The sequence below is a fragment of the Mycobacterium sp. UM_Kg1 genome (assembly GCF_000972925.1).
GTDB lineage: Bacteria > Actinomycetota > Actinomycetes > Mycobacteriales > Mycobacteriaceae > Mycobacterium > Mycobacterium hiberniae.
Genome location: NZ_JRMK01000081.1, coordinates 1 through 20147 on the forward strand (window position 1 = coordinate 1; position 20147 = coordinate 20147).

At 69.1% G+C, this 20147-nt stretch carries 18 protein-coding genes and 1 tRNA gene; 10 read left to right on the top strand and 9 right to left on the bottom strand.

The features are described 5' to 3' along the window. On the bottom strand, positions 1–1267 hold a 1267-nt coding region (locus LI92_RS13465; RefSeq protein ID WP_046319648.1), incomplete at its 3' end, for a metallopeptidase TldD-related protein. Then, positions 1264–2778 (bottom strand): TldD/PmbA family protein, encoded by a 1515-nt coding sequence (locus LI92_RS13470; protein WP_046319649.1) that lies wholly within the window; start codon positions 2776–2778, stop codon positions 1264–1266. The genes LI92_RS13465 and LI92_RS13470, both read right to left, overlap by 4 nt. Before the next feature lie 62 nt (positions 2779–2840). Between LI92_RS13470 and LI92_RS13475 the strand changes: the two genes are divergently transcribed. The 4 genes from LI92_RS13475 to LI92_RS13490 are packed head-to-tail and all read left to right on the top strand — an operon-like array spanning position 2841 to position 6865. Next, the gene (locus tag LI92_RS13475; protein WP_046319650.1) at positions 2841–3857 is read left to right on the top strand and encodes a DUF2804 family protein; all 1017 of its coding nucleotides are present in this window, start codon (positions 2841–2843) and stop codon (positions 3855–3857) included. A 26-nt stretch (positions 3858–3883) separates the two neighbouring features. Continuing rightward, on the top strand, positions 3884–4738 hold the full coding sequence (locus LI92_RS13480; RefSeq protein WP_046319652.1) for a carbohydrate ABC transporter permease: 855 nt from the start codon (positions 3884–3886) through the stop codon (positions 4736–4738). Beyond that, positions 4725–5537, top strand: a complete 813-nt coding sequence (locus LI92_RS13485; RefSeq protein WP_046319653.1) for a carbohydrate ABC transporter permease — start codon at positions 4725–4727, stop codon at positions 5535–5537. Before LI92_RS13480 ends, LI92_RS13485 begins: the two co-directional genes overlap by 14 nt. Next, a complete protein-coding gene (locus LI92_RS13490) occupies positions 5534–6865 on the top strand; it encodes an ABC transporter substrate-binding protein (protein ID WP_046319655.1) in 1332 nt (443 codons plus the stop codon). The genes LI92_RS13485 and LI92_RS13490 overlap by 4 nt, the downstream gene beginning before the upstream one ends. Before the next feature lie 22 nt (positions 6866–6887). On the opposite strand, the gene LI92_RS13495 is transcribed toward LI92_RS13490, so the two are convergent. Further along, positions 6888–7682, bottom strand: a complete 795-nt coding sequence (locus tag LI92_RS13495) for a CbiQ family ECF transporter T component (RefSeq protein WP_046319656.1) — start codon at positions 7680–7682, stop codon at positions 6888–6890. Further along, on the bottom strand, positions 7679–9682 hold the full coding sequence (locus LI92_RS13500; protein ID WP_046319658.1) for an ATP-binding cassette domain-containing protein: 2004 nt from the start codon (positions 9680–9682) through the stop codon (positions 7679–7681). Before LI92_RS13500 ends, LI92_RS13495 begins: the two co-directional genes overlap by 4 nt. Positions 9683–9814: 132 nt before the next feature. Between LI92_RS13500 and LI92_RS13505 the strand changes: the two genes are divergently transcribed. The 3 genes from LI92_RS13505 (at position 9815) to LI92_RS13515 (ending at position 13122) form a co-directional block, all read left to right on the top strand. Beyond that, positions 9815–10264, top strand: a complete 450-nt coding sequence (locus tag LI92_RS13505; RefSeq protein WP_046319659.1) for a MarR family winged helix-turn-helix transcriptional regulator — start codon at positions 9815–9817, stop codon at positions 10262–10264. Between the two features lie 253 nt (positions 10265–10517). Continuing rightward, entirely contained in the window at positions 10518–12326 is a 1809-nt protein-coding gene (locus LI92_RS13510) for a putative bifunctional diguanylate cyclase/phosphodiesterase (RefSeq protein WP_046319675.1), read from the top strand. A 430-nt stretch (positions 12327–12756) separates the two neighbouring features. Continuing rightward, positions 12757–13122, top strand: a complete 366-nt coding sequence (locus LI92_RS13515; protein WP_152665469.1) for a PAS domain-containing protein — start codon at positions 12757–12759, stop codon at positions 13120–13122. A gap of 27 nt (positions 13123–13149) precedes the next feature. Here the strand turns inward: LI92_RS13515 and LI92_RS13520 are convergent, their stop codons facing one another. From LI92_RS13520 to LI92_RS13530, 3 genes are all read right to left on the bottom strand, one after another. Next, positions 13150–13788, bottom strand: coding sequence for a TetR family transcriptional regulator (locus LI92_RS13520; protein WP_046319663.1), 639 nt, complete (start codon positions 13786–13788; stop codon positions 13150–13152). Next, positions 13788–14492, bottom strand: a complete 705-nt coding sequence (locus tag LI92_RS13525; protein WP_046319664.1) for a TetR family transcriptional regulator — start codon at positions 14490–14492, stop codon at positions 13788–13790. Before LI92_RS13525 ends, LI92_RS13520 begins: the two co-directional genes overlap by 1 nt. A gap of 213 nt (positions 14493–14705) precedes the next feature. After that, entirely contained in the window at positions 14706–15836 is a 1131-nt protein-coding gene (locus LI92_RS13530; RefSeq protein WP_046319666.1) for an esterase-like activity of phytase family protein, read from the bottom strand. A gap of 81 nt (positions 15837–15917) precedes the next feature. Between LI92_RS13530 and LI92_RS13535 the strand changes: the two genes are divergently transcribed. Further along, entirely contained in the window at positions 15918–17864 is a 1947-nt protein-coding gene (locus LI92_RS13535) for an acyl-CoA dehydrogenase family protein (protein ID WP_046319678.1), read from the top strand. 50 nt (positions 17865–17914) lie between these two features. Next, entirely contained in the window at positions 17915–18301 is a 387-nt protein-coding gene (locus LI92_RS13540; RefSeq protein WP_046319667.1) for a hypothetical protein, read from the top strand. Positions 18302–18316: 15 nt separating this feature from the next. Here the strand turns inward: LI92_RS13540 and LI92_RS13545 are convergent. Beyond that, positions 18317–18392 (bottom strand) — tRNA-Asn (locus LI92_RS13545). A 134-nt stretch (positions 18393–18526) separates the two neighbouring features. Here LI92_RS13545 and LI92_RS13550 point away from each other — a divergent pair. After that, positions 18527–18781, top strand: coding sequence for a hypothetical protein (locus tag LI92_RS13550; protein ID WP_046319673.1), 255 nt, complete (start codon positions 18527–18529; stop codon positions 18779–18781). Positions 18782–18784: 3 nt separating this feature from the next. On the opposite strand, the gene LI92_RS13555 is transcribed toward LI92_RS13550, so the two are convergent. Continuing rightward, on the bottom strand, positions 18785–20147 hold a 1363-nt coding region (locus tag LI92_RS13555; RefSeq protein ID WP_046319679.1), incomplete at its 5' end, for a DNA primase.

The window sequence follows — 20147 nt, forward strand, 5'->3', positions numbered from 1 at the left end:
GATGTGTATAAGAGACAGGAGTGGCGCGGCGCAGCAGATCCAGTGGGCTCTCGTTGAACCGGAAGTTGTTCACCGCCGCGGTCACCTGACCGTCTTCCACCAGATACACACCGTCGCGGGTCAGCCCGGTCAGCAGCAGCGTCGTCGGGTCGACCTCGCGGATGTACCACAGCGTGGTCAGCAGCAGCCCGCGCTCGGTCGAGGCGATCATTTCGTCCATGCTGGCCGAACCGCCCGTCATCAACAGGTTGTCGGCGGGCAGGGCCACCGGGGCGCCGAACTCGGCGGCCGCGGCCCGCGGATAGGCCAGCGCGTTGATCACCCCGCCCCGAATCCAGTCCACGCACCCGATGTCCAGGCCGTTGTCGAACACCGACGCCGTCTCCGAGGAGGTGCCGGTCGCCACGAACGGCGCGCACTCCAGCCCGAACGCGTGCGGGTCGGAGTACAACGTCAGCGGCAGCTCCGTCAGCCGCTCCCCCACCCGGGTGCCGCCGCCGGGTGCTGCCAGCGCGGTGCGGCCCTCTTGGGCTCCGCGGCCGCTCATCGTCCAGCCGAGATAGATCATCATGTCGGCCACCGTCGACGGCGGCATCAGCGTCTCGTAGCGCCCGGCCGGCAGCTCGACGGTGCGTGCCGCCCAGCCCAACCGCGTCCCCAGCTGCTCCAGGAGGGAGTCGGTCGGGACGTCGACGAAGTCCGGGGTGCTGATCCCGGCCCAGGCACTGGCGCCGTCGCGTTTGCCGTTGATCTCCACCGTCCCGGTGGGCTGGGTGAAACGCCGCCGCAATCCGGTCGAGGACGCCAAGAACGTGGTCTCGACCTCGTGGCGGGCAAAGCCGTAGAGCGCCTCGGCGCCCTTGAAGCCGCGACTCAGTCCGGCTGCCAGCTCGGTGAACACCTCCGCGCCGGTCTGGGGCACCGGCGCGTCCCAGTCCTGGGGTGCGTCGGTGCCGCCCAGCAGCGGCGTAGCGTCCCGCGCCAGCGGTGCCTGCGCGGCCGCCGCCGCCGACGCCGCGACCAGTTCGGGGATCAGCGCGGGGTCCACCTCGGCCGAGCTCAGCGAACCGACGCGCGATCCTTCGTCGTCGGTGACGATCGAGATCACCGTCGTGGTCCGGCTGGTCGACACCCCGTTGGTGGTCAACGAGTTGCCGGCCCAGCGCAACGATGCCTCGGTCCGGTCGGTGACCAGCACGATGGTCTCGGCACGGTCGCTGCGGGCCGCGGCCAGCGCGGTGTCGACGACGTCTTGCGGCCCGATCATTCCCGACCCCCCTCGCTGCGCGTGTTGAGCACGTTGATCCCCCGGAACAGCGCCGACGGGCAGCCGTGGCTGACCGCGGCCACTTGACCGGGCTGAGCCTTTCCGCAGTTGAACGCCCCGCCGAGCCGCCACGTCTGCGGCCCGCCGACAGCTTCCATCGCATTCCAGAACTCCGTGGTGGTCGCCTGGTAGGCGACGTCGCGCACCTGCCCGTCGAGCCGGCCGTCCCGAATCCGGAAGAAACGCTGCCCGGTGAACTGGAAGTTGTAGCGCTGCATGTCGATCGACCAGGACCGGTCTCCGACGATGTAGATGCCGTCGTCCACCCGGCTGATGAGATCGGCCGTGGACAGGCCATCGGTTCCGGGCTGCAGCGACACGTTGGCCATGCGCTGGATCGGAACGTGATGCGGGGAGTCGGCGTAGGAGCAGCCGTTGGAACGGGCTTGGCCCAGCCGGGGGGCGAACACCCGATCGAGCTGGTAGCCCACAAAGCGCCCGTCGCGCACCAGGTCCCAGCTCTGGGCGGCCACCCCTTCGTCGTCGTAGCCGACACTCGCCAGCCCGTAGGGCACCGTGCGGTCGGCGGTCACGTTCATCACCGGCGAGCCGTAGCGCAGCGTACCGAGCTTGTCCGGGGTGGCGAACGACGTCCCGGCATAGGCCGCCTCGTAGCCGATCGCTCGATCGTATTCGGTTGCGTGGCCGATCGATTCGTGGATGGTCAGCCACAGATTGGTCGGGTCGATCACCAGGTCCGTCGGCCCGGCCGCCACGCTGGGCGACTTCACCTTCTCGGCGAGCAGCACCGGAATCTCCGCCAGCTCGCCCGACCAGTCCCACACCTCGTCGCCGGCGACCGCCTCCCACCCGCGTGCGGTCGGCGGCGCGCAGGTGCGCATCGAGTCGAAACCGTCCGGACCGACGGTGACCGCGTCGCACACCGGCATCAGCCGCACCCGCTGCTGGGTGATCGACGAGCCGAACGTGTCGGCGTAGAAGGTCTGCTCCTTGACCGCGGTCAGCGCGGCCGTCACGTGGTGCACGCCGTCGGCGGCCAGCAACCGGCCCGAGTAGTCCTCCAGCAAGGCGATCTTGTCGGCCGTCGGCACCTCGAACGGATCGATCCGGTAGTCCGAGACCCAGCTGGCATCGCGGTACACCGGTTCGGCGGCCAGCTCGACCCGTTCGGCGTTGAGGACGGCCAGCGTCTTGGCGACCTGCACCGCACACCGGGCGGTCTCGGCGGCCACGTCGGGCGCCAGTTCGGCATGCGAGGCGAAGCCCCAGGTGCCGTCGACGATCACCCGCACTGCGAAGCCCAGTTCGCGGTTGAGCACGGCGGTCTCCAGGGCACCGTCACGCAGCCGGATGACCTCGGTGGCGATCCGGTGAATACGCAGGTCGGCGTGTTCGGCGCCCGCCGCTTTGGCCGCCGACAACGCGGCGTCGGCCAACTCGTGGCGGGGCAGGTCCAGAAACTCGGTGTCGATCCCCCGGTTCGCGCTCACCCGTCCACCGTAACGACGTACCGAAGGTTGACCGCGGAATAGGTGTCCATAATGATCACCGCGTGACTGCCCCGCAGCGACTGGTTCAAGACGGTGTCCGCCACTACGGCCGCTTCGAGGGGCGAGTCCGCGACGTCAATCCCGTCGACGCGCACCGCGGACTCGCGCGCCTGTGGCGCGAGTTTCGGCTCAAGGAATGGATCGGATTCGGCCTGATCCATCCCGAGATGTCGGGCGCGATGATCATGCAGGACGTCAAATACCTGGCGTCGTCGGAGCTGTTCGTCCGTGATCAGGCCAGCGGCGTCCTGGTGGAGAAAAGCGCCCGCTTCCGGGGCGGAAGCCTGGGCCTGCCCGACGACCTGCTGCACGGCGGCCGCTGCCGGGTCAAGACCCGGCGTTATCTGCTCGACTACGCCTTCGATGCCCCGGCCGGCACCATCACCATCCGGATGGACTGTGCGGCCGACCGCCGCGGGCCGGCGATCACCGGTGCGCTGACGCTCTACATCGACGGGGCCGCACCGCCGCTCAGCCTCAGCGCCAGGCTCACCTCGACGATGGCCTACTACACCTTCAAGCAGCCCTTTCCGGCCGGCGGGTCACTCACGGTCGGTGACCGCAGCTACGTCTTCGACCCGGCCCGCGATTTCGCCATCCTCGATGAACATCGTTCGCAGTTCCCGTATTCGACGACGTGGACGTGGGGCACGTTTGCCGTGCACATGCCCGGTGGTGTGGTCGGTTCCAATTTCGTCGAGCGGCAGGAGCTCAGCGACGACGACGACGAGTCCTGCAACTGGGTTCCCGGCGGGGTCGAGCCGCTCGCGGGCGTCGAGTTCGCCTTCGCATCCGACGAGCCGCTGTCGAGCGCGCAGGTGCGCGACCGTGACGGTCGCCTGGATGTGACGTTCACGCCGGCCGGCCGCAAAGCGGTCAAGGCCAACCTGGTGGCCGCCGGCATCGACTATTGGCAACTCGCCGGAACCTACCGGGGAACGGTGCGATCCTTGGCCGGAGAGTGTTTCGCCTTCGATCACGTGCCGGGGGTGCTTGAGCGGATGAAGGCCCGCTTTTGAGTCCACGTCAGCGCCGCGCTGCTGCGATGAGCCCGACGCTGGGTTATGCGCTGCTGGCCCCCAGCCTGTTCGGCGTGGTCACCTTCCTGCTGCTGCCGATGCTGGTGGTGGTGTGGCTGAGCCTGCACCGCTGGGATCTGCTGGGGCCGATCACTTATGTGGGGGCCGACAACTGGCGGTCGGTGCTGACCGATCCGGTGTTCGGCAACTCCCTTGTGGTGACCGTGCTCTTCGTCGCGTTCGTCGTGCCGGTCCAGACGGTGCTGGGGCTGGCGGTGGCGATGCTGCTGGCCCGCGGGTTGCCGGGCAGCGGCGTGTACCGCACCGTGTACGTGCTGCCCTGGATCTGCGCACCGTTGGCGATCGCGGTGCTGTGGCGCTGGATTCTGAGCCCCACCGACGGCGCGGTGAGCACCGTGCTGGGTCACCGCATCGAATGGCTGACCGATCCCGGGCTGGCGCTGCCGGTGACCTCGGCGGTGGTGGTGTGGACCAATGTCGGCTATGTCGCGCTGTTCTTCCTGGCCGGCATCCTGGCCATCCCCACCCAGGTGCTGTCGGCGGCGCGGATCGACGGGGCCAACGCATGGCAGCGGTTCTGGCGGGTCACGTTGCCGATGCTGCGCCCCACCATGTTCTTCGTCGTGGTCACCGGCGTGGTCAGCGCAGCGCAGGTCTTCGACACCGTCTACGCGCTGACCGGCGGCGGACCCGGCGGACGCACCGACCTGATCGCGCACCGCATCTATGACGAGGCGTTCGGGTCGGCGGCCATCGGCCGGGCCGCGGTGATGGCACTGGTGCTGTTCGCAGTGCTGGTCGGGGTGACGGTGCTCCAGCAGCTCTCCTTCGGCCGGCGGGTCAGCTATGACCTCACGTAACGCTGCCGTGTATGCGCTGCTGACCCTGGGCGCGCTGATCACCCTGGCGCCCTTCGGGCTTGGGCTGCTGACGTCGTTCACTCCGGCCCGCCAGTTCGCCACCGGCACCCCGCTGTCCTGGCCCGACCCGGCGACGCTGGACAACTACGCCGACCTCGCCGGCGCCGGCTTCGGCCGGGCGGCCGCGGTCACCGCGCTGATGACCGCGGTGATCGTGCTGGGCCAGTTGACCTGCTCGGTGCTGGCCGCCTATGCGTTCGCGCGCCTGGAGTTTCCGGGTCGCGACCAGCTGTTCTGGGTGTATGTGGCAACCCTGATGGTGCCGGCCACCGTCACGGTGGTGCCGCTGTATCTGATGATGGCGCAAACCGGCCTGCGGAACACCTTCTGGGCGCTGGTGCTGCCCTTCGTATTCGGCTCTCCGTACGCGATCTTCTTGCTGCGTCAGCATTTCCGTACCGTGCCCCGCGATCTGATCCACGCCGCGCGCCTGGACGGCGCGAACACGCTGGACGTGATCGTGCACGTGATGATGCCGGCCAGCAGACCGATTCTGGTCACCCTCGGACTGATCACCGCGGTCTCGCAGTGGAACAACTTCATGTGGCCGTTGGTGATCACCAGCGGCGACAAGTGGCGGGTGCTCACCGTGGCGACCGCCGCACTGCAGTCCCGCTACGACGCCCAGTGGACGCTGGTGATGGCGGCGACCACGGTGGCGATGATCCCGCTGATCGTGCTGTTCATGGTGTTTCAGCGCCGCATCGTGGCGTCGATCGTCGTCACGGGGATCAAGTGAGCCGGCCGCGGTTCTCCACCGCGTTCGCCGCGGCGGTCGTGGCACTGGCGGCGCTGCTGGGCGCGGCGGCGGTGCTGCTCGACCGCGCCGCCACACCCTCAGCATCCGGGGCGACGGTGGTGACGGTTCGACTGTGGGACGAGCAGGTGGCGGCCGCCTACCGCCAGTCGCTGGCGGCGTTCAGCCGCAGTCACCCCGGCATCGAGGTGCGCGTCAACGTCGTCGCCTACCGGACCTACTTCGACACGCTGCGCACCGATGTCGCCGGCGGCGGCGCCGACGACATCTTCTGGCTCTCCAACGCCTATCTGGCCGGTTATGCCGACAACGGCCGGTTGCTGCGCATCGATGCGGCGGACCCGGATTGGGAGCCCTCGGTGGTCGCGCAGTTCACCCGCGACGGCACGCTGTGGGGGGTTCCGCAACTGACCGACGCCGGGATCGCGGTGTACTACAACGCGGATCTGCTGGCCGCCGCCGGGGTCGACCCGGCTGTGCTGGCGCGGCTGCGCTGGGACCCGCAGGGCACGCACGACACCCTGCGCCCGCTGCTGGCCCGGCTCACCCGGGACAGTGCCGGGCGCAGCGCCGGCACCCCGGGCTTCGACGAGCGCCGTATCCGGCAGTGGGGATACAACGCCGCCAACGATCCGCAGGGCATCTACCTGAATTACCTCGGCTCGGCCGGCGGAGTCTTTCAGCGCGGTGACGAATTCGCCTTCGACAATCCGGCTGCGGTGGCGGCCTTCAGCTATCTGGTGCGCCTCATCAACACCGATCACGTGGCGCCGCCGGCATCGGAGACCAACACCAACGGGGACTTCTCCCGCAACCAGTTCCTGGCCGGCCGGATGGCGCTGTTTCAGTCCGGCACCTACAGCCTGGCGGCGATCGCCGAGCGGGCCCGGTTCCGCTGGGGGGTGGCGATGCTGCCGGCCGGGCCGGTGGGCCGGGTCAGCGTCACCAACGGGATCGCGGCGGTGGCCAACGCCGCCACCCGGCACCCGGCAGCGGTGCGGGAGGTCCTGGCGTGGCTGGGCAGCAGTGCGGGCAACGCCTACCTGGGGCGACAGGGTGCGGCGATACCGGCGGTGCTCAGCGCCCAACGGGTCTACTTCGACTACTGGCGCCGGCGCGGTGTCGACATCACGCCGTTCTTCGCGGTACTCGACGGACCCCGAATCGCCGCGCCCGGCGGCGGGGCGGGCTTTCCCGCCGGAAACCAGGCCATCAAGCCCTATTTCGACGACATGTTCCTCGGCCGCTCCGAGGTGGGCACTGCCCTGCATGACGCCCAGGACGCCGCCAACGCCGCCGCCCGCCGGTAACGCGGACGGTCGTGCGCGAGCCTCAGGATGTGGCAAGCACCGTCAATTCCACCGCCACGGCCGAACCGCACATCAGCACCACGATCGCCGCGGCAACCAGGTCGTTGACGCCCGGCCGCGCCGGCGCGGCCGAAATCTGGCCGATACCACCGCGGGCGGTGATCGCGTCGCCCATCTCGTCGGCCCGCCGCAAGGTGACGGTGATGGCGGCCGTGATCAAGTCGATGGCCTCGCGCGCCCACTGCCGTCGCCGCTGCCGCCGGGTACGCGGCCGCGTCCGGGGCCGCAGCCGGCGGGCGGCGTAGAGCACCCGGAACTCGTCGATCAGCATCGGAAACGCCCGCAACGCCAGCGCCAACGTCACCGCCCAGTCGTCGATGGGGATCCGCAGCAGCCGCAGCGGCTTGCCCAGGGCGGCGACCGCCGGGGCGATCTCGGCGACATTGGTCGTCCACGACACCATCGCCCCCAAACCGAGCAGCACGATCGACAGCGCCGTGATCCGCAGGAAGTACAGCAGCCCGCCCAGCCCCGCCGGATCGCCGCCGGACATGGCCGCGGTCACTCCGCCCACCACCAGCAGCACCCACAGCCAGCGCGGTACCGAGGGCACCGCACCCCGGGGGATGTGGGCGAGCCGGGCCGCGCCGAGCACCAGCAGCGCCACCGCCCCGATGGTCGCCCAGCCCGGGTAGAAGGTCAGCAGGACCGAGATACCGAAGACCACCGTCAGCTTGGTCCCGGCCCACAGGCGGTGCACCACGGAGTCGCCGGGCACCGGCCGCAACAGCACCACCGGGCGCGGCTGCCCCGTCACGCCGCACCCGCCGGGGCCGGCACCAGTACGCCGTTGCGCAGGTGCAGGGTTCGCGGGCACAGATCGCCGAGTCCGGCGAAGTCGTGCGAGATCACCACCACCGTCAGCCCGGTCTCGCGCCGCAGGTCCTCGAGCAGGCGCAGCAAGCCGTCCCGGCTGGCGGCGTCGAGCCCGGCCAGAGGTTCGTCGAGAATCAGTGCCCGGGGCGACCGGGCCAGCAGGCCGGCCAGCACCAGGCGGCGCATCTGTCCGCCGCTGAGTTGGTCGATGCGCCGGCCGGCCAGGGCCGCGTCCAGGCCCACGGCGGCCAGTGCGGCGCTGACCCGGTCGTGATCGCGGGGGGAGAATCCGGCCGCCGACGCCACTTCCAGGCCGACATAGCCGCGCATCAACTGCAGCCGCGCCGCTTGGAAGGACAGCGCGACCGCGCCCACCTGCTGGTCGGCGGGCCGACCGCCCAGCAGGCAACTGCCCGTCGTCGGGGTCGTCAGGCCGGCCATGATCCACGCCAGGGTGGACTTGCCCGAACCGTTGCCGCCATGGATCAACAGGCCGTCGCCCTCGGCGACGCTGAAGGTGATGTCGCGCAACGCGGTCTTGGCCCACGGGGTGCCGCTGGCGTACTCGTGTCCCACGCCGCGCAGTTCGAGCACCGGCGGCCCGGACCGGTGCGGTGCGGCACCGCCGGCGGAGGTGGGCACCTGAGCGGTCTCGACCATCACGGTGTTGTCGCGGGAACCGGACAGGTCGATGGTCCGGTCGGCACTGCCGGCCTCGTCGTTGTAGTGGGTGATGTGCACCAGTGACGTGCAGCGCCGGCCGGAGCACCCGGCCAGCTCCGAGAGCACTCCCAGCAGCACCTCCCGGCCCCGCGGGTCGACCATGCTGGTGACCTCGTCGGCGATCAGCAGCGCGGGTTCGCGGGCCAGCGCCGCGGCCACCGCCAACCGCTGCAGCTCCCCGCCGGACAGCCCACCGGTGTCGCGCTTGGCGAATCCGGCCAGGCCGACCTCAGCCAGCAGCCGCTCGACGTCAGGGGTGGTCCCCGGCGGCAGCCCCCACACCACGTCGTCGGCGACCCGGGTGCCCAGCACCTGGCTCTCCGGGTGCTGCATCACCACCGCGGTGCCACCGGGCGCGCCGAGTCCCACCGCACCGGGACGCTCGACGGTGCCGGCGGTCGGCGCCCGCCCGGCCAGCAGCAACATGAGCGTGGTCTTGCCCGAACCGTTGGCACCGGTCACGGCGACGTGTTCGCCGGCTCGCACCTCCAGGCTCACCGGCCCCAGCGCGTCGTGGTCGGACTGCGGATACCGGAACCGCACCCGATCCAGCCGGACCGGGACCGGCGCCACCGGGCCGGACTCGTCGGGCAGGTCGAGCTTGTGCACGTCGGGAACTCCGCGGAGCCGGTCGAGCACCCGCGACAGCGCCCACCAGCCCAGCAGCGAGACGATCATGACGCTGATGGTCATCTGCGCCAGAATGAGCCACTGCCAGTAGCGCAGCAGCACTCCCAGGAATCCGTTCAGGTCCGCGGCGGCGCGCTGGAACTCCGGTAGCGGGACACGCGCCATGGCCGCCGCGACACCGTTCACATTGGCCGTGATGGTGTCGAAGATCAGCCGGCGCAGCCGCGACAGCACCGTCAGCGCCAACACCATGGCGATACCGAAAACGCCGCCGGCCACCGCAGATGCCGCGATCACGGTGGGCAGACCGCGTCGGTGACGCTTGATGACACCGGTCAGACCGCCGATGTAGGCACTGTTGACCACCGTCATGAAGCCGCCCATTCCGGCGATCAGAAACGCGATGGTCGCGGCGGCGACGGTGGCGGCGATCAGCACCCGGATCCGGTAGCGGTAGGCCAACAGACCCATCGGAACCGTCCCGAGCAGCGCCAGCCCGCCGGCGAACGGAACCACCACCGCGATGATCGCCGTCGCCGCGCACAGCGCCGCCATCACGGCGGCCTGCGCGGTCTCGACGGGCCGCATCGACCGCCCCCGGACTCGGGTATCGCCCTGGCCGGTCTTCGTCACCCGTCGATTCTGCCAGCCGTCGGACCCCTTCCTGCTGCATGTACCGGCCTCGTCCACTTTCGTGCACGGTTGTGAAATACTTGCCCGATGGTTGCCCCCGCCCAAGCCAGCCTTGGAGCCGATTTGCTCAGCGTGGTATCCCGGCTCAATCGGCTTGCCACGCAGCGCGTCGCGCTTCCGATCCCCGGCGCGCAGGCTCGATTGTTGTCCACTATCGAGGACTTGGACGTCGCCCGGATCTCCGACTTGGCAGCGGTGGACCATTGCTCACAGCCGACCATGACCACCCAGGTGCGCCGCCTGGAGGACGCGGGCCTGACCACCCGTACCCCCGACCCGCTCGACGCGCGCGCCGTCCTGATCCGAATCACCGAGAAGGGCGTCCAGACCATGGCGCGGGTTCGCCAGGACCGGGCCGCGGCGATCGACCCCGAGCTCGACCGGCTCTCGGCAGCCGATCGCCAGACCCTTGCCGACGCCGTCGAGGTGTTGCACCGATTCCTCGCCGAGACCGCACCGACCCGGCCGGCCCGCTGACCGGCGCTGCGACCCGGGCCGCAGCGCGGCCCCCCGAATTCCTCGCGGCCGAACCGCCGCACCTCGCACCGCTCGGCTCGCACCGTTTCCGCTGAGCTGTTTCCAGCCCGGCCCCTTTCGGAATATGCTCACAGCGGCATCGGCCCGAAGCGATCCCAGGCTCCCTGCGGCGGGCCCCTGGGCTGCCGGTCTTCGGGGGAAGGACATCGTGGCGGACAGATTGGCGCTGGTCACCTCGATCGCCGCCCAATTGATGGCCACCACGCCTTCGACCGCAGCTGCGATCAGCGAACGGGTGCTGCAGACGCTGGTCGAGCAACTGCACGTCGACGCAGCATTCCTGCGCCACAACGATCATGAGATCCGCGCGTCGAAACTGGCCGCCGAATGGCCGCCGCGTACCGATCCACCGGACCCGGATCCGCTCGCCGTGGTCTCGTTCACCACCGCCGACCCGGTCTTCACCTCCTGCGCCCACGGCAAGCAGGTCGCGGTTATGCGCCCGGACCCCGGGGAGTCCGGCTATGTACGCCAGATGGCGCGGGAGCATTCGGTGGAGTCGCTGTCGGTGGCCACCGCGCCGCTGATCTCCGGCCCGGTGACCATCGGCATGCTGGGTCTGGTCAAGTTCCGGCGGCCCAAGTGGCGGACCGAGGAACTCAACACGATCGAGGCGATCGCTTCGCTGTTCGCTCAGCTGCAGGCTCGTGTCGCTGCCGAGGAGCGGCTGCGCTATCTGGCCGACCACGACGACTTGACCGGCCTGTACAACCGGCGAGCCCTGGTCGCGCACCTGTCCGAGCGGCTCGTCGCGGGCAAGCCCGGACCGGTCGGCGTGTTCTACATCGACCTCGACCGGCTCAAACCGATCAACGACTACCTCGGGCACGCCGCCGGTGACTGGTTCATCCAGGACTTCGCCCGGCGCCTGCGCGCCTATGCCGGCAACCGGTCCGTGGCCGCGCGGATCGGCGGTGACGAATTTGTCGTCATTCCGGACTGGCCGATGTCGATGGCCAGCGCGGAGACCTTCGCCGACCGGCTCCAGAGCGCCCTGCGCGCGCGGGTCGACATCCAGGGCCACTCGGTCAACAGCACCGTCAGTGTGGGCGTGACGGTGGGACTGCCCGGCCAGGACACCAGCGCGGGTCTGCTGCATCGCGCCGACGAAGCGGTGCTGGCGGCGAAACGCGGCGGCGGTAACCAGACGGTCAGCTCCACCGACGACATGTCCCTGAAAAGCTTGTTCCGCAAAGACATCGAGCTGCACATGCAGGGCAAAATCGACGACGAGTCGCTGCTGCTGTACTACCAGCCCGAGGTCGATCTGTGGAGTGGCGCCATCGTCGCGGTGGAGGCGCTGGTGCGCTGGCGTCATCCCACCCGCGGGTTGCTGCTGCCGAGTTCGTTCATCGGCATCGCCGAGTCGGCCAATCTCGCCGACGATCTGGGCCGGTGGGTGATGCGCAGTGCCTGCGCGGAGTACAGCCGGTGGCAGGCCAACGGCGTTCGGACCAACGCCACCCTGCGCATCAATGTCTCGCCAGTTCAGTTGGCGGCCCGCGGATTTGTCCAGAATGTGGTGGACACCGCCGGCGAGTTCGGCCTGCGGCCCGACTCGCTGTGCCTGGAGATCACCGAGCGCGCGGTGGTGCAGAACATCGAGACGACCCGTCGCACGCTGGCCGAACTGCGCGAAGCGGGTGTTCAGATCGCCATCGACGACTTCGGCACCGGCTACGCCGTGTTGTCGCACCTGAAGGATCTGCCGGTCGACATCCTCAAGATCGACACGGTGTTCGTGCGTGAATTGGGCGTCAACCCTGGCGATCTCGCGATTGTTCGGGCCATCATCGCCCTGGCCGAGGCGTTCGGACTGCAGGTGGTCGCCGAGGGCGTGGAAACTTCAGCGGCCGCGCTCACCTTGATGCGGCACGGTTGTCACCGGGCGCAGGGTTTCCTGTTCTCACGTCCGGTTCCGGGTCCGGCCGCCGAAGCTATGCTGGCGTCGCGCTGGATGGCGATGCCATTCCTGGCAGACAGCCAGGCTCTGGTGATCTGACCAAGCAACTCGCCCGGTGGAAAGCGGCACGCAACCGCACCCCCGACTGCCTGCCGGCGAGCGCAGCCGTCGGTGCGGTGCACCAACGCGGCTCGGCGTGCGGCGGCAATCGGCGATGCGGACCCCTCGAGGTGCCCCGGGCGATGCTGCGGGAGGAAGCGGAAGACACCGGCAGAGGCGCACGCGTGGGCGCCCCCGATCCGTACAGACCAGTTCCTCGCATAATCCGGAATATTACATACCTTTTGAATGGTGTCCAATCACCAACAGACTGTGTGTCACATCACCTTCCCGGGGGCACCGCGCCCCACATTGGCCCACATTTCCGACACCCGCCGCCCCGCCGCCAGAACCGCGCGTTGAAACGCTCGGCACCCGTCATAATCAGCCGATGGAGCGACGGCGCAACGCGCAAACCCCCCTGGCACCGATGGAGACGCTGCGACAGCTGCCGGCCCTGGTCGCCCTCGAGCGGATCCCCGTTCCGGTGCTCGCGATCGCCGACGACGGCACCATCTTGTTCGCCAACAGCGGGTTTGCCGACATGCTGGGCTACAGCCAGGAAGAGGTGCTGTCCCTGGAATTCCGCCAGATCTTCGGGGAAGTGCCACCGGCCGAGGAGTCAGCCCTGTCGGTCATGCACTCGCTGGCCAATCTGGTTGTCTCCCTGGAACATCGGGACGGATCAACGGTCCGGGCACTGATGAGCAAGTCAGCACTCGAACGCGCCGACGACCGCGTCGCACTCGCCACCTTCCAAGATCTCACCGAGCAGCTCTGGCTCGAAGAGCGCTAGCGTCAGGCGGCCGCGGCGATCGAGCCGCTATCGGTGTTGATACCGCAGGGCATCGCGCGCCAGAACCTGTTGGAAGTACGCCAGCGAATCGGGTGCCACGATGGCCGGCAGCATCATCTCCCACATCCGGGTCACGCGGCCGACACCGTCCTGCGGGGCATGCGTCAAAAGCCACGTCCCGAGCATGGCCGAGGTGATCGATTCGGCAGCATGGCGCGCATCGAGATCCTCGCGCAGGTCGCCTTCGGCTATCGCCCGCGTTATCTGGTCGGTGACCGCAGCCGCCCATTCGCCGCCGACCCGTGCCCCCAATGCGTTGTCCTCCGCCAGCGCGAAGACCAGGTGACCGGCGGCGCGCGCCTCCTTGTCGACCGACAGCACCTCGGTGACCGCGAAGATGCCGTGGATCATGCCCTCCAGGGCAGGCGAAGACGGCTGGCACATCTTGCGGAAAGTGGTCAAGACCGTGGTGAACCCACCCTCGATGATGGCCGTCACCAACGAGTCCATCGAGTCGAAGTGGTGGTAGAGCGCGCCTTTGGTCACCCCGGCCCGCTCGATGATCGCGGTTCTTCCCGCCGCGACATAACCGACCTCGCCGAACACGTCGATGGCCGCGTCCAGCAGCTTGCGCCGAGTCGCCTCGGACCGCACCTGGCGTGCCATCAGCCGGCCTCATCGTCGAGCACGGTGGGCTTGTGCTCCTGCTCGGGCTGCCCGGTCGCGGCCTTGATCGCCAGCACGGTGCGACGCCGGACGAACTGTGCGAAATAGTCGATGCGGTCGGCGGGCACCACGCTGGGCAGCACTATCGACCAGACCCGCTCCAGCTCACGCAGAAACTGCTCGGGCTCATCGAGATTGCCCGCCTGCCGCAGGCCCAGGTACAGCGCGACCATCATCCGGACCACGTCCTGCGGATCACGCTCAAGCACATCGCCTTCGGCGATGGCCCGCTCGGCGACCACACTGAGCCCCCCGATCACGTTGTTGAGCACCGATGCCTGTAGCCCCTCGGCGCGGCCCACCACCGGCAGCAGATGCAGCAGAGCCCGGGCGCCGTCACTTGTGAGGTCTTCGACCGCCATCAGGTAGCCCACGTCCAACAGCGTTTCCAAGCCGGAAAGCTTGCGGTCCACCAACGCCCGGACGGCCGCTCCGCCCTTGGCGAGTTGTTCGTCGATGACGGCAAGCGCGAGCGCATGCTTAGAACGAAAATGAAAATACATCGCGCCCTTGGTCAATTCCGCTTCGGCGAGAATGTCATCGAGCCCGACATCGTGAAAGGGCCGCTGCGCGAACTGATGCGCAGCGGCACGGATGATCTGCTGGCGCGTTGCATCGGCACGCCGGTCGGTCGGATCAGCCAATGCCCGAGCTCAGCCTCATCGAAGACCCCCAGTCGTACCACACCGGGGTAACGGTATCAGTCGAATGGCAGAGTTCACCCATTTCTATACTTGGAATAGCCATTCACCTTTGATGCCATTCTGAAAACGCCAATTCGGCGGTGCCGGATTGCATTCGGTCTGCTCGCGCCCGTCCCGCCCGGCGGTGCTCGCGTGCGAGGGGACACGCCACGGCTACCCGTCGGGCAATGCGAACGCGACGAACTGGGTCACCTGGCTCGCCGAGAAGTTGTCGTCGCTGACCAGTATCACCGTCCGGCGGCCGTCGGGCAGCCGCGGACCCAACGTCAGGCCCTCGATGTTGTCCAGCGGGTGCAGGCCCGGGGTCATGGACAGGTCGGCCAACAGGGTCTTGCGCATCGGGGTCACGTCGGAGCCGGCCAGCGCCGGGATAGTCAGCACATCGGTGGCGCCGGCGATCTCGGCGCGAAACAGTCGCACCGTCGGGTGTTGGCCGTAGGCGCGTTCGGTCACCAGGAACTCGGTGTCCGACAGGGCCACCAGGTCGGTGAGCCCGTTGATGCCGGCCCGCCCGGCGCCCTGGTCAGCCGGCTCCAGCCGGTAGGCGTACTGGGCGACCGGCGCATGCGGCGCGGACCCGGTCAGGTCGTAGGCGGTGATGCGCGTCAGGGCCCCGTGGGCAGCATCGGGCAGGGGTCCGTCGTCGTAGCCCGGCCCCTCCATCGCGGCAAACAGCATCCGCCCGTCGCCGGTCACCGTCAGTCCCTCGAGGGTGGTGTTGCGGCGCGGCCCGGTGAGCTGTTGCGACATGGCCAGCTGCGGCGGCATCGAGAACCGGCCCAGGTAGCGGCCGTCGAGTCCGGCGATCCGGACCCACGGGTCGGCCAGCACCGCACCGTGGGGGCCCTCGGTGCGCTCCCCCTCCGACGACCAGTACAGCCGCTGGCGGCCGGCATCGAAGGCGATGCCCTCGGGGTCGGGTGGGATGACCGGCGGTGTCGCGGCGAAGTCCCGCGGACCGAACGGCCGGCCGTCGTCGTCGAGCAGCGGGTGCACGGCGCTGATCGTCACGCCGGTGACGCCGCGATCGGACACCGACAACCGGGCCGTGTAGAACCGGGCGGGGCCGCGGGCGGAACGGTCGTCGCTGATCACGTAGTAACAGTCGCGGCCGGCATCGTAACTGATCCCCGACAGGCCGCCCACCACCGTGCCCTCGACCACGGTGTGCGGCGCCAGCACGGCTTGGCCCAGATACTGCAGCCCGGCGGCAGGCGGTGCGGTGTCGCAGGGCGCGCAGCCCGAGAGTGCGGCCCCACCGGCGAGCAGTGCACCCCACAACATCGGCGCCCGGCCCGGCTTCCCACGCACCTTCGTAATGTAAACCCGGTTTAGCAGCGGCTCCGCGCGGATACGGTGGTCGAGGTGGACACTTCTGAAGCCCTGCGCGACACCCTCGACGGCCGCTGGCGGCCGGTGAAGCAACGGGTCCGGGCCACCTTGAGCGACGAGAAGTTTCGCCCGCACTACACGCCCAACACCGTGATCGCCCGGGCCAAGGTCGCCGAGCAGCTGAGAATTCTCGCGGGCTCGGGGGCGGCCGCAGACAGTTTCCGCAAGGAACACGGCGGCAACGGAGACGTCGGCGCGGCGGTCACCATGATCGAGATGCTGGCGATGTCGGACCTGTCGCTGATGGTCAAGGCCGGCGTGCAGTGGGGCCTGTTTGGCGGGGCGGTGGAAAACCTCGGCACCGAGCGCCACCACCGCGCCTACGTGGAGAAGATCATCGACCTCGACCTGCTCGGCTGCTTTGCGATGACCGAGACCGGTCACGGCAGCGACGTGCAGTCGCTGGAGACCACGGCCACCTACGACCCGTCGACCCGGGAATTCGTCATCGACTCCGCCACCGGGTCCGCGCGCAAGGACTACATCGGCGGCGCAGCCGAAACAGCCACGGTAGCCGCGGTTTTCGCCCAGCTCATCACCGGGACCACCAGCCACGGCGTGCATTGCTTCCTGGTGCCCATCCGCGACGCGCAGGGCAACGATCTGCCCGGTGTCACCACCTCGGACTGCCACTACAAGGGCGGGCTGCCGGGGGTGGACAACGGTCGCATCGTCTTCGACCACGTCCGGGTGCCCCGGGAGAACCTGCTGAACCGCTACGCCGATGTGGAACCCGACGGCAGCTATCGGTCCGCGATCGACAGCGACGGTCGCCGGTTCTTCACCATGATCGGCACCCTGGTCCGCGGCCGGGTCTCCGTCGGCGGGAGCGCGGGTGCCGCCGCCCAGGTGGCGCTGGACATCGCCACCCGATACGCGCTGCAGCGCAGGCAGTTCAGCGCGCCGAGCGACGACGGCGACGGCGAGGAGGTGCTGATCATGGATTACCTGATCCACCAGCGCCGGCTGCTCCCGTTGATCGCCCGCTCCTATGCCCTGCAGTTCGCCCAGAACGAGTTGGTGAGCCGCTGTCATGATCTGCAGACCGCCGACGATCCCGACACCGAGGAACAGCGCGAGCTCGAGGCCCGGGCCGCCGGACTCAAGGCGGCCAACACCTGGCACGCCTCCCGGGCCATCCAGGAGGCCCGAGAGGCCTGCGGCGGCGCCGGGTACATGGCCGAGAACCGGCTGATCGCCCTGCGGGCCGACATCGACGTGTTCACCACCTTCGAGGGCGACAACCACGTGCTGACCCAACTGGTGGCCAAGCAGCTGCTGACCGCCTACGCCGATGACATCGCCGATATGAGCCCGGCCGCATGGGTGCGATTCGCCGCCGAGACGGTCGGCGAACGGGTGCTCAAACGTACCGCGGCCGAGACCATCATCCAGACCATCGTGGACGCCCGGCAGGACAGCGAGGAGGAGGGCAGCCTGTTCAACCGCGGCACCCAGGTGCACATGTTCGAAGACCGCGAGCAGTACCTGCTGTCCTCGGTGGCCCGCCGGCTGCGGGCCAAGTCTCAGGAGATGGCCGACTTCGACGCCTTCAACGCCGTCCAGGACCACATGCTGCACGCGGCCACCGCCCACATCGACCGGGTGATCCTGGAGGCGTTCGTCGCCGGAATCGCGACCTGCCTCGATCCCGGCGCCCGCGAGCTGCTGGAGCTGGTCTGCGACCTGTATGCGCTCAGCGTGATCGAGGACGACAAAGCCTGGTACATCGAGCACCGGTATCTGTCCACCGAGCGGGCCAAGGCCGTGACACGGGCCATCAACGACCGGTGCCGCAAGCTGCGTCCGCATGCCCAGACGCTGATCGACGGGTTCGGTATCCCCGAGCAATTGCGCTACGCCGAGATGCTGCATCCAGAACACTTGGCGGTACCGCCCGCCGGTGCGCCCCCCAGGTAGCCGCCTTTATAGGCTGTCTGGACCTCAGACGAACAAAGGAGTACCTCATCATGGCGTGGTTCCTCGCCCTGAATGCCACCCCCACCAAGGGTGTGCAAGCCCCGACCTACGAGCTGCACGAAACCGCTGACATCGAGCGGATCACCGAGGAATTGGCCACCTTCGCGGCCACCGACCGGGCCGTGGCCGTGCCCGCCGTCTTCAACAGCGGCCGCCAGCGGGTCACCGTGTACGTGCGCCCGGCAGCCTGGGGTGCGTGGGCCATCTACGAGCTGTCCGAGGAAGAGCGACGCGAAATGATGGCCAACAACCCGCTGGTCAGCGCATTGGCCCAGGCTCGTGCCGCCCAGCAGCAGTCGCAGTCAGCGCCGGCGATGTTCGCCCAGCAACAGCCGCCTTCGCAGGCGGGTCCTTCGGTGATTCCCCGGCTGGACTGACGCCGGTACCAAACGTGGCTCCCCCGGGTGGACTCGAACCACCAACCCTCCGGTTAACAGCCGAATGCTCTGCCAATTGAGCTACAGGGGACTGCTGTCCGCGTGGACTTGCAAGACTCTAGCGCATACCGAAATCACCGCCGTGCAACGGGGGTCGCACCCGGCCCCCGTGCCGGCGCGTGAGGCAGGATGGAACCACTGCATCAACTGTTCTAAGGGGCCACATTGATCGGGTATGTCGTGGTGATGGGGGTCGGTTACGTGCTGGGCACCAAGGCCGGCCGCCGCCGCTACGAACAGATTGTCGGCACCTATCACGCGATGACGAGCAGTCCGGTCGCCCAAGCGGTGATCGACAAGGCGCGGCGCAGCATCGCCGACCGCATCCACCCCGACCCGACGATGGTGACGCTGACGGAGCTGGAAGAGGGCATCACCGTGGTGCGCCCGGAGGAGCCGGGCGACGACGCGCAGCGGTGAGGTTCAGGCGGTGAGATCGTCGCCGCTGGCCTGCTCCAGCAGGCTGCGCCGGTAGGCCTCCATGGCCACCAGGTCGCCGAACAGCGCATGGTATTCGTCGCTGTGCTCCACCGGTGACATGCGCTGCAGCTTGGACTTGACCTCGGCGATCTGGCGGCCCACCCACACCTCCTGCAGCCGGGCCAGCACCCCGCCGATGTAACGCGGCAGCTTGTCGTCGTCGACGCGGACGGCCTCCACGCTCAACTCCTGGATCAGCGCCGTGGTCAGCGGCGAGGCCGTCTGCGCACGCACCGTCTCGACCCATTGCGCTCCCCCGGCGCCGGCCACCCCGGCGGTTCCCCCGGCGGCGTCGATCGCCGACCGCACCGCAGCGTAGCCCGGGTGGGTGAAGCTCTCCACGGTCAACGTGTCGAACACCGGACCGGCCAGCGCCGGGAACTGCAGTGCCGCCTTGAGTGCCTCGCGCTGGGGCCACAGGGTCGGGTCGGCCGGGTTGGGCCGGGCCACCGCCGGTTGTTCGGCGGATGTGGCGGCCTCCCGGGACGCCGGACGCTGACCGCGCGGACCGACCTCCTTGGCCCCGCCCTTGGCCTGGGCGCGCACCCTGCCGATCACCTGCGCGACGTCGTCCCAGCCCACCCATCCGGCCAGCTGGCGGGCGTACTCGTCCCGCAGCGTCGGGTCCTTGATCTGGGCGACCATCGGCACGCAGCGGCGCAGCGCGGCGACGCGGCCCTCGGCGGTGTCCAGGTCCATCTCGCTCAGCGCCGTGCGCACCGCGAACTCGAACAGCGGCGTGCGGCGTGCCACCAGGTCGCGCAGCGCCTCGTCGCCGTGCGCCAGGCGCAGATCACACGGATCCATGCCGTCGGCGGCCACCGCGACAAACGACTGCCCGGCAAGCTGCTGTTCGCCTTCGAGCGCCTTGACCGCGGCGGCGCGGCCCGCTGCGTCGCCGTCGAAGACATAGATCAGTTCGCCCCGAAAGAACTTGTCGTCCATCATCAGTCGCCGCAGCATCGCCAGGTGCTCATCGCCGAACGCGGTGCCGCAGGAGGCCACCGCGGTGGTCACACCGGCCAGATGCATCGCCATCACGTCGGTGTAGCCCTCCACGACGATCGCCTGATGCCCGCGGGCGATGTCGCGCTTGGCCAGATCCAGGCCGAACAGCACGTTGGACTTCTTGTAGAGCGTGGTCTCGGGGGTGTTGACGTACTTGGCCTCCATGGGGTCGTCGTCGAACAACCGGCGGGCGCCGAATCCGATCACCTCCCCCGCCGACGAACGGATCGCCCACAGCAGCCGGCGGTGGAATCGGTCCATCGGGCCGCGGCGCCCTTCCCGGGACAGACCCGCGGCC

Excerpts from the sequence above, each read along its gene's own strand:
- LI92_RS13540 (WP_046319667.1), top strand. The coding sequence starts at position 17,915 with ATGGCGTGGTTCCTCGCCCTGAATGCCACCCCCACCAAGGGTGTGCAA.
- LI92_RS13520 (WP_046319663.1), bottom strand. The coding sequence starts at position 13,788 with ATGGCACGCCAGGTGCGGTCCGAGGCGACTCGGCGCAAGCTGCTGGAC.
- LI92_RS13530 (WP_046319666.1), bottom strand. The coding sequence starts at position 15,836 with ATGTTGTGGGGTGCACTGCTCGCCGGTGGGGCCGCACTCTCGGGCTGC.
- LI92_RS13485 (WP_046319653.1), top strand. The coding sequence starts at position 4,725 with ATGACCTCACGTAACGCTGCCGTGTATGCGCTGCTGACCCTGGGCGCG.
- LI92_RS13480 (WP_046319652.1), top strand. The coding sequence starts at position 3,884 with ATGAGCCCGACGCTGGGTTATGCGCTGCTGGCCCCCAGCCTGTTCGGC.
- LI92_RS13500 (WP_046319658.1), bottom strand. The coding sequence starts at position 9,682 with ATGCGGCCCGTCGAGACCGCGCAGGCCGCCGTGATGGCGGCGCTGTGC.
- LI92_RS13515 (WP_152665469.1), top strand. The coding sequence starts at position 12,757 with ATGGAGACGCTGCGACAGCTGCCGGCCCTGGTCGCCCTCGAGCGGATC.
- LI92_RS13510 (WP_046319675.1), top strand. The coding sequence starts at position 10,518 with ATGGCCACCACGCCTTCGACCGCAGCTGCGATCAGCGAACGGGTGCTG.
- LI92_RS13505 (WP_046319659.1), top strand. The coding sequence starts at position 9,815 with ATGGTTGCCCCCGCCCAAGCCAGCCTTGGAGCCGATTTGCTCAGCGTG.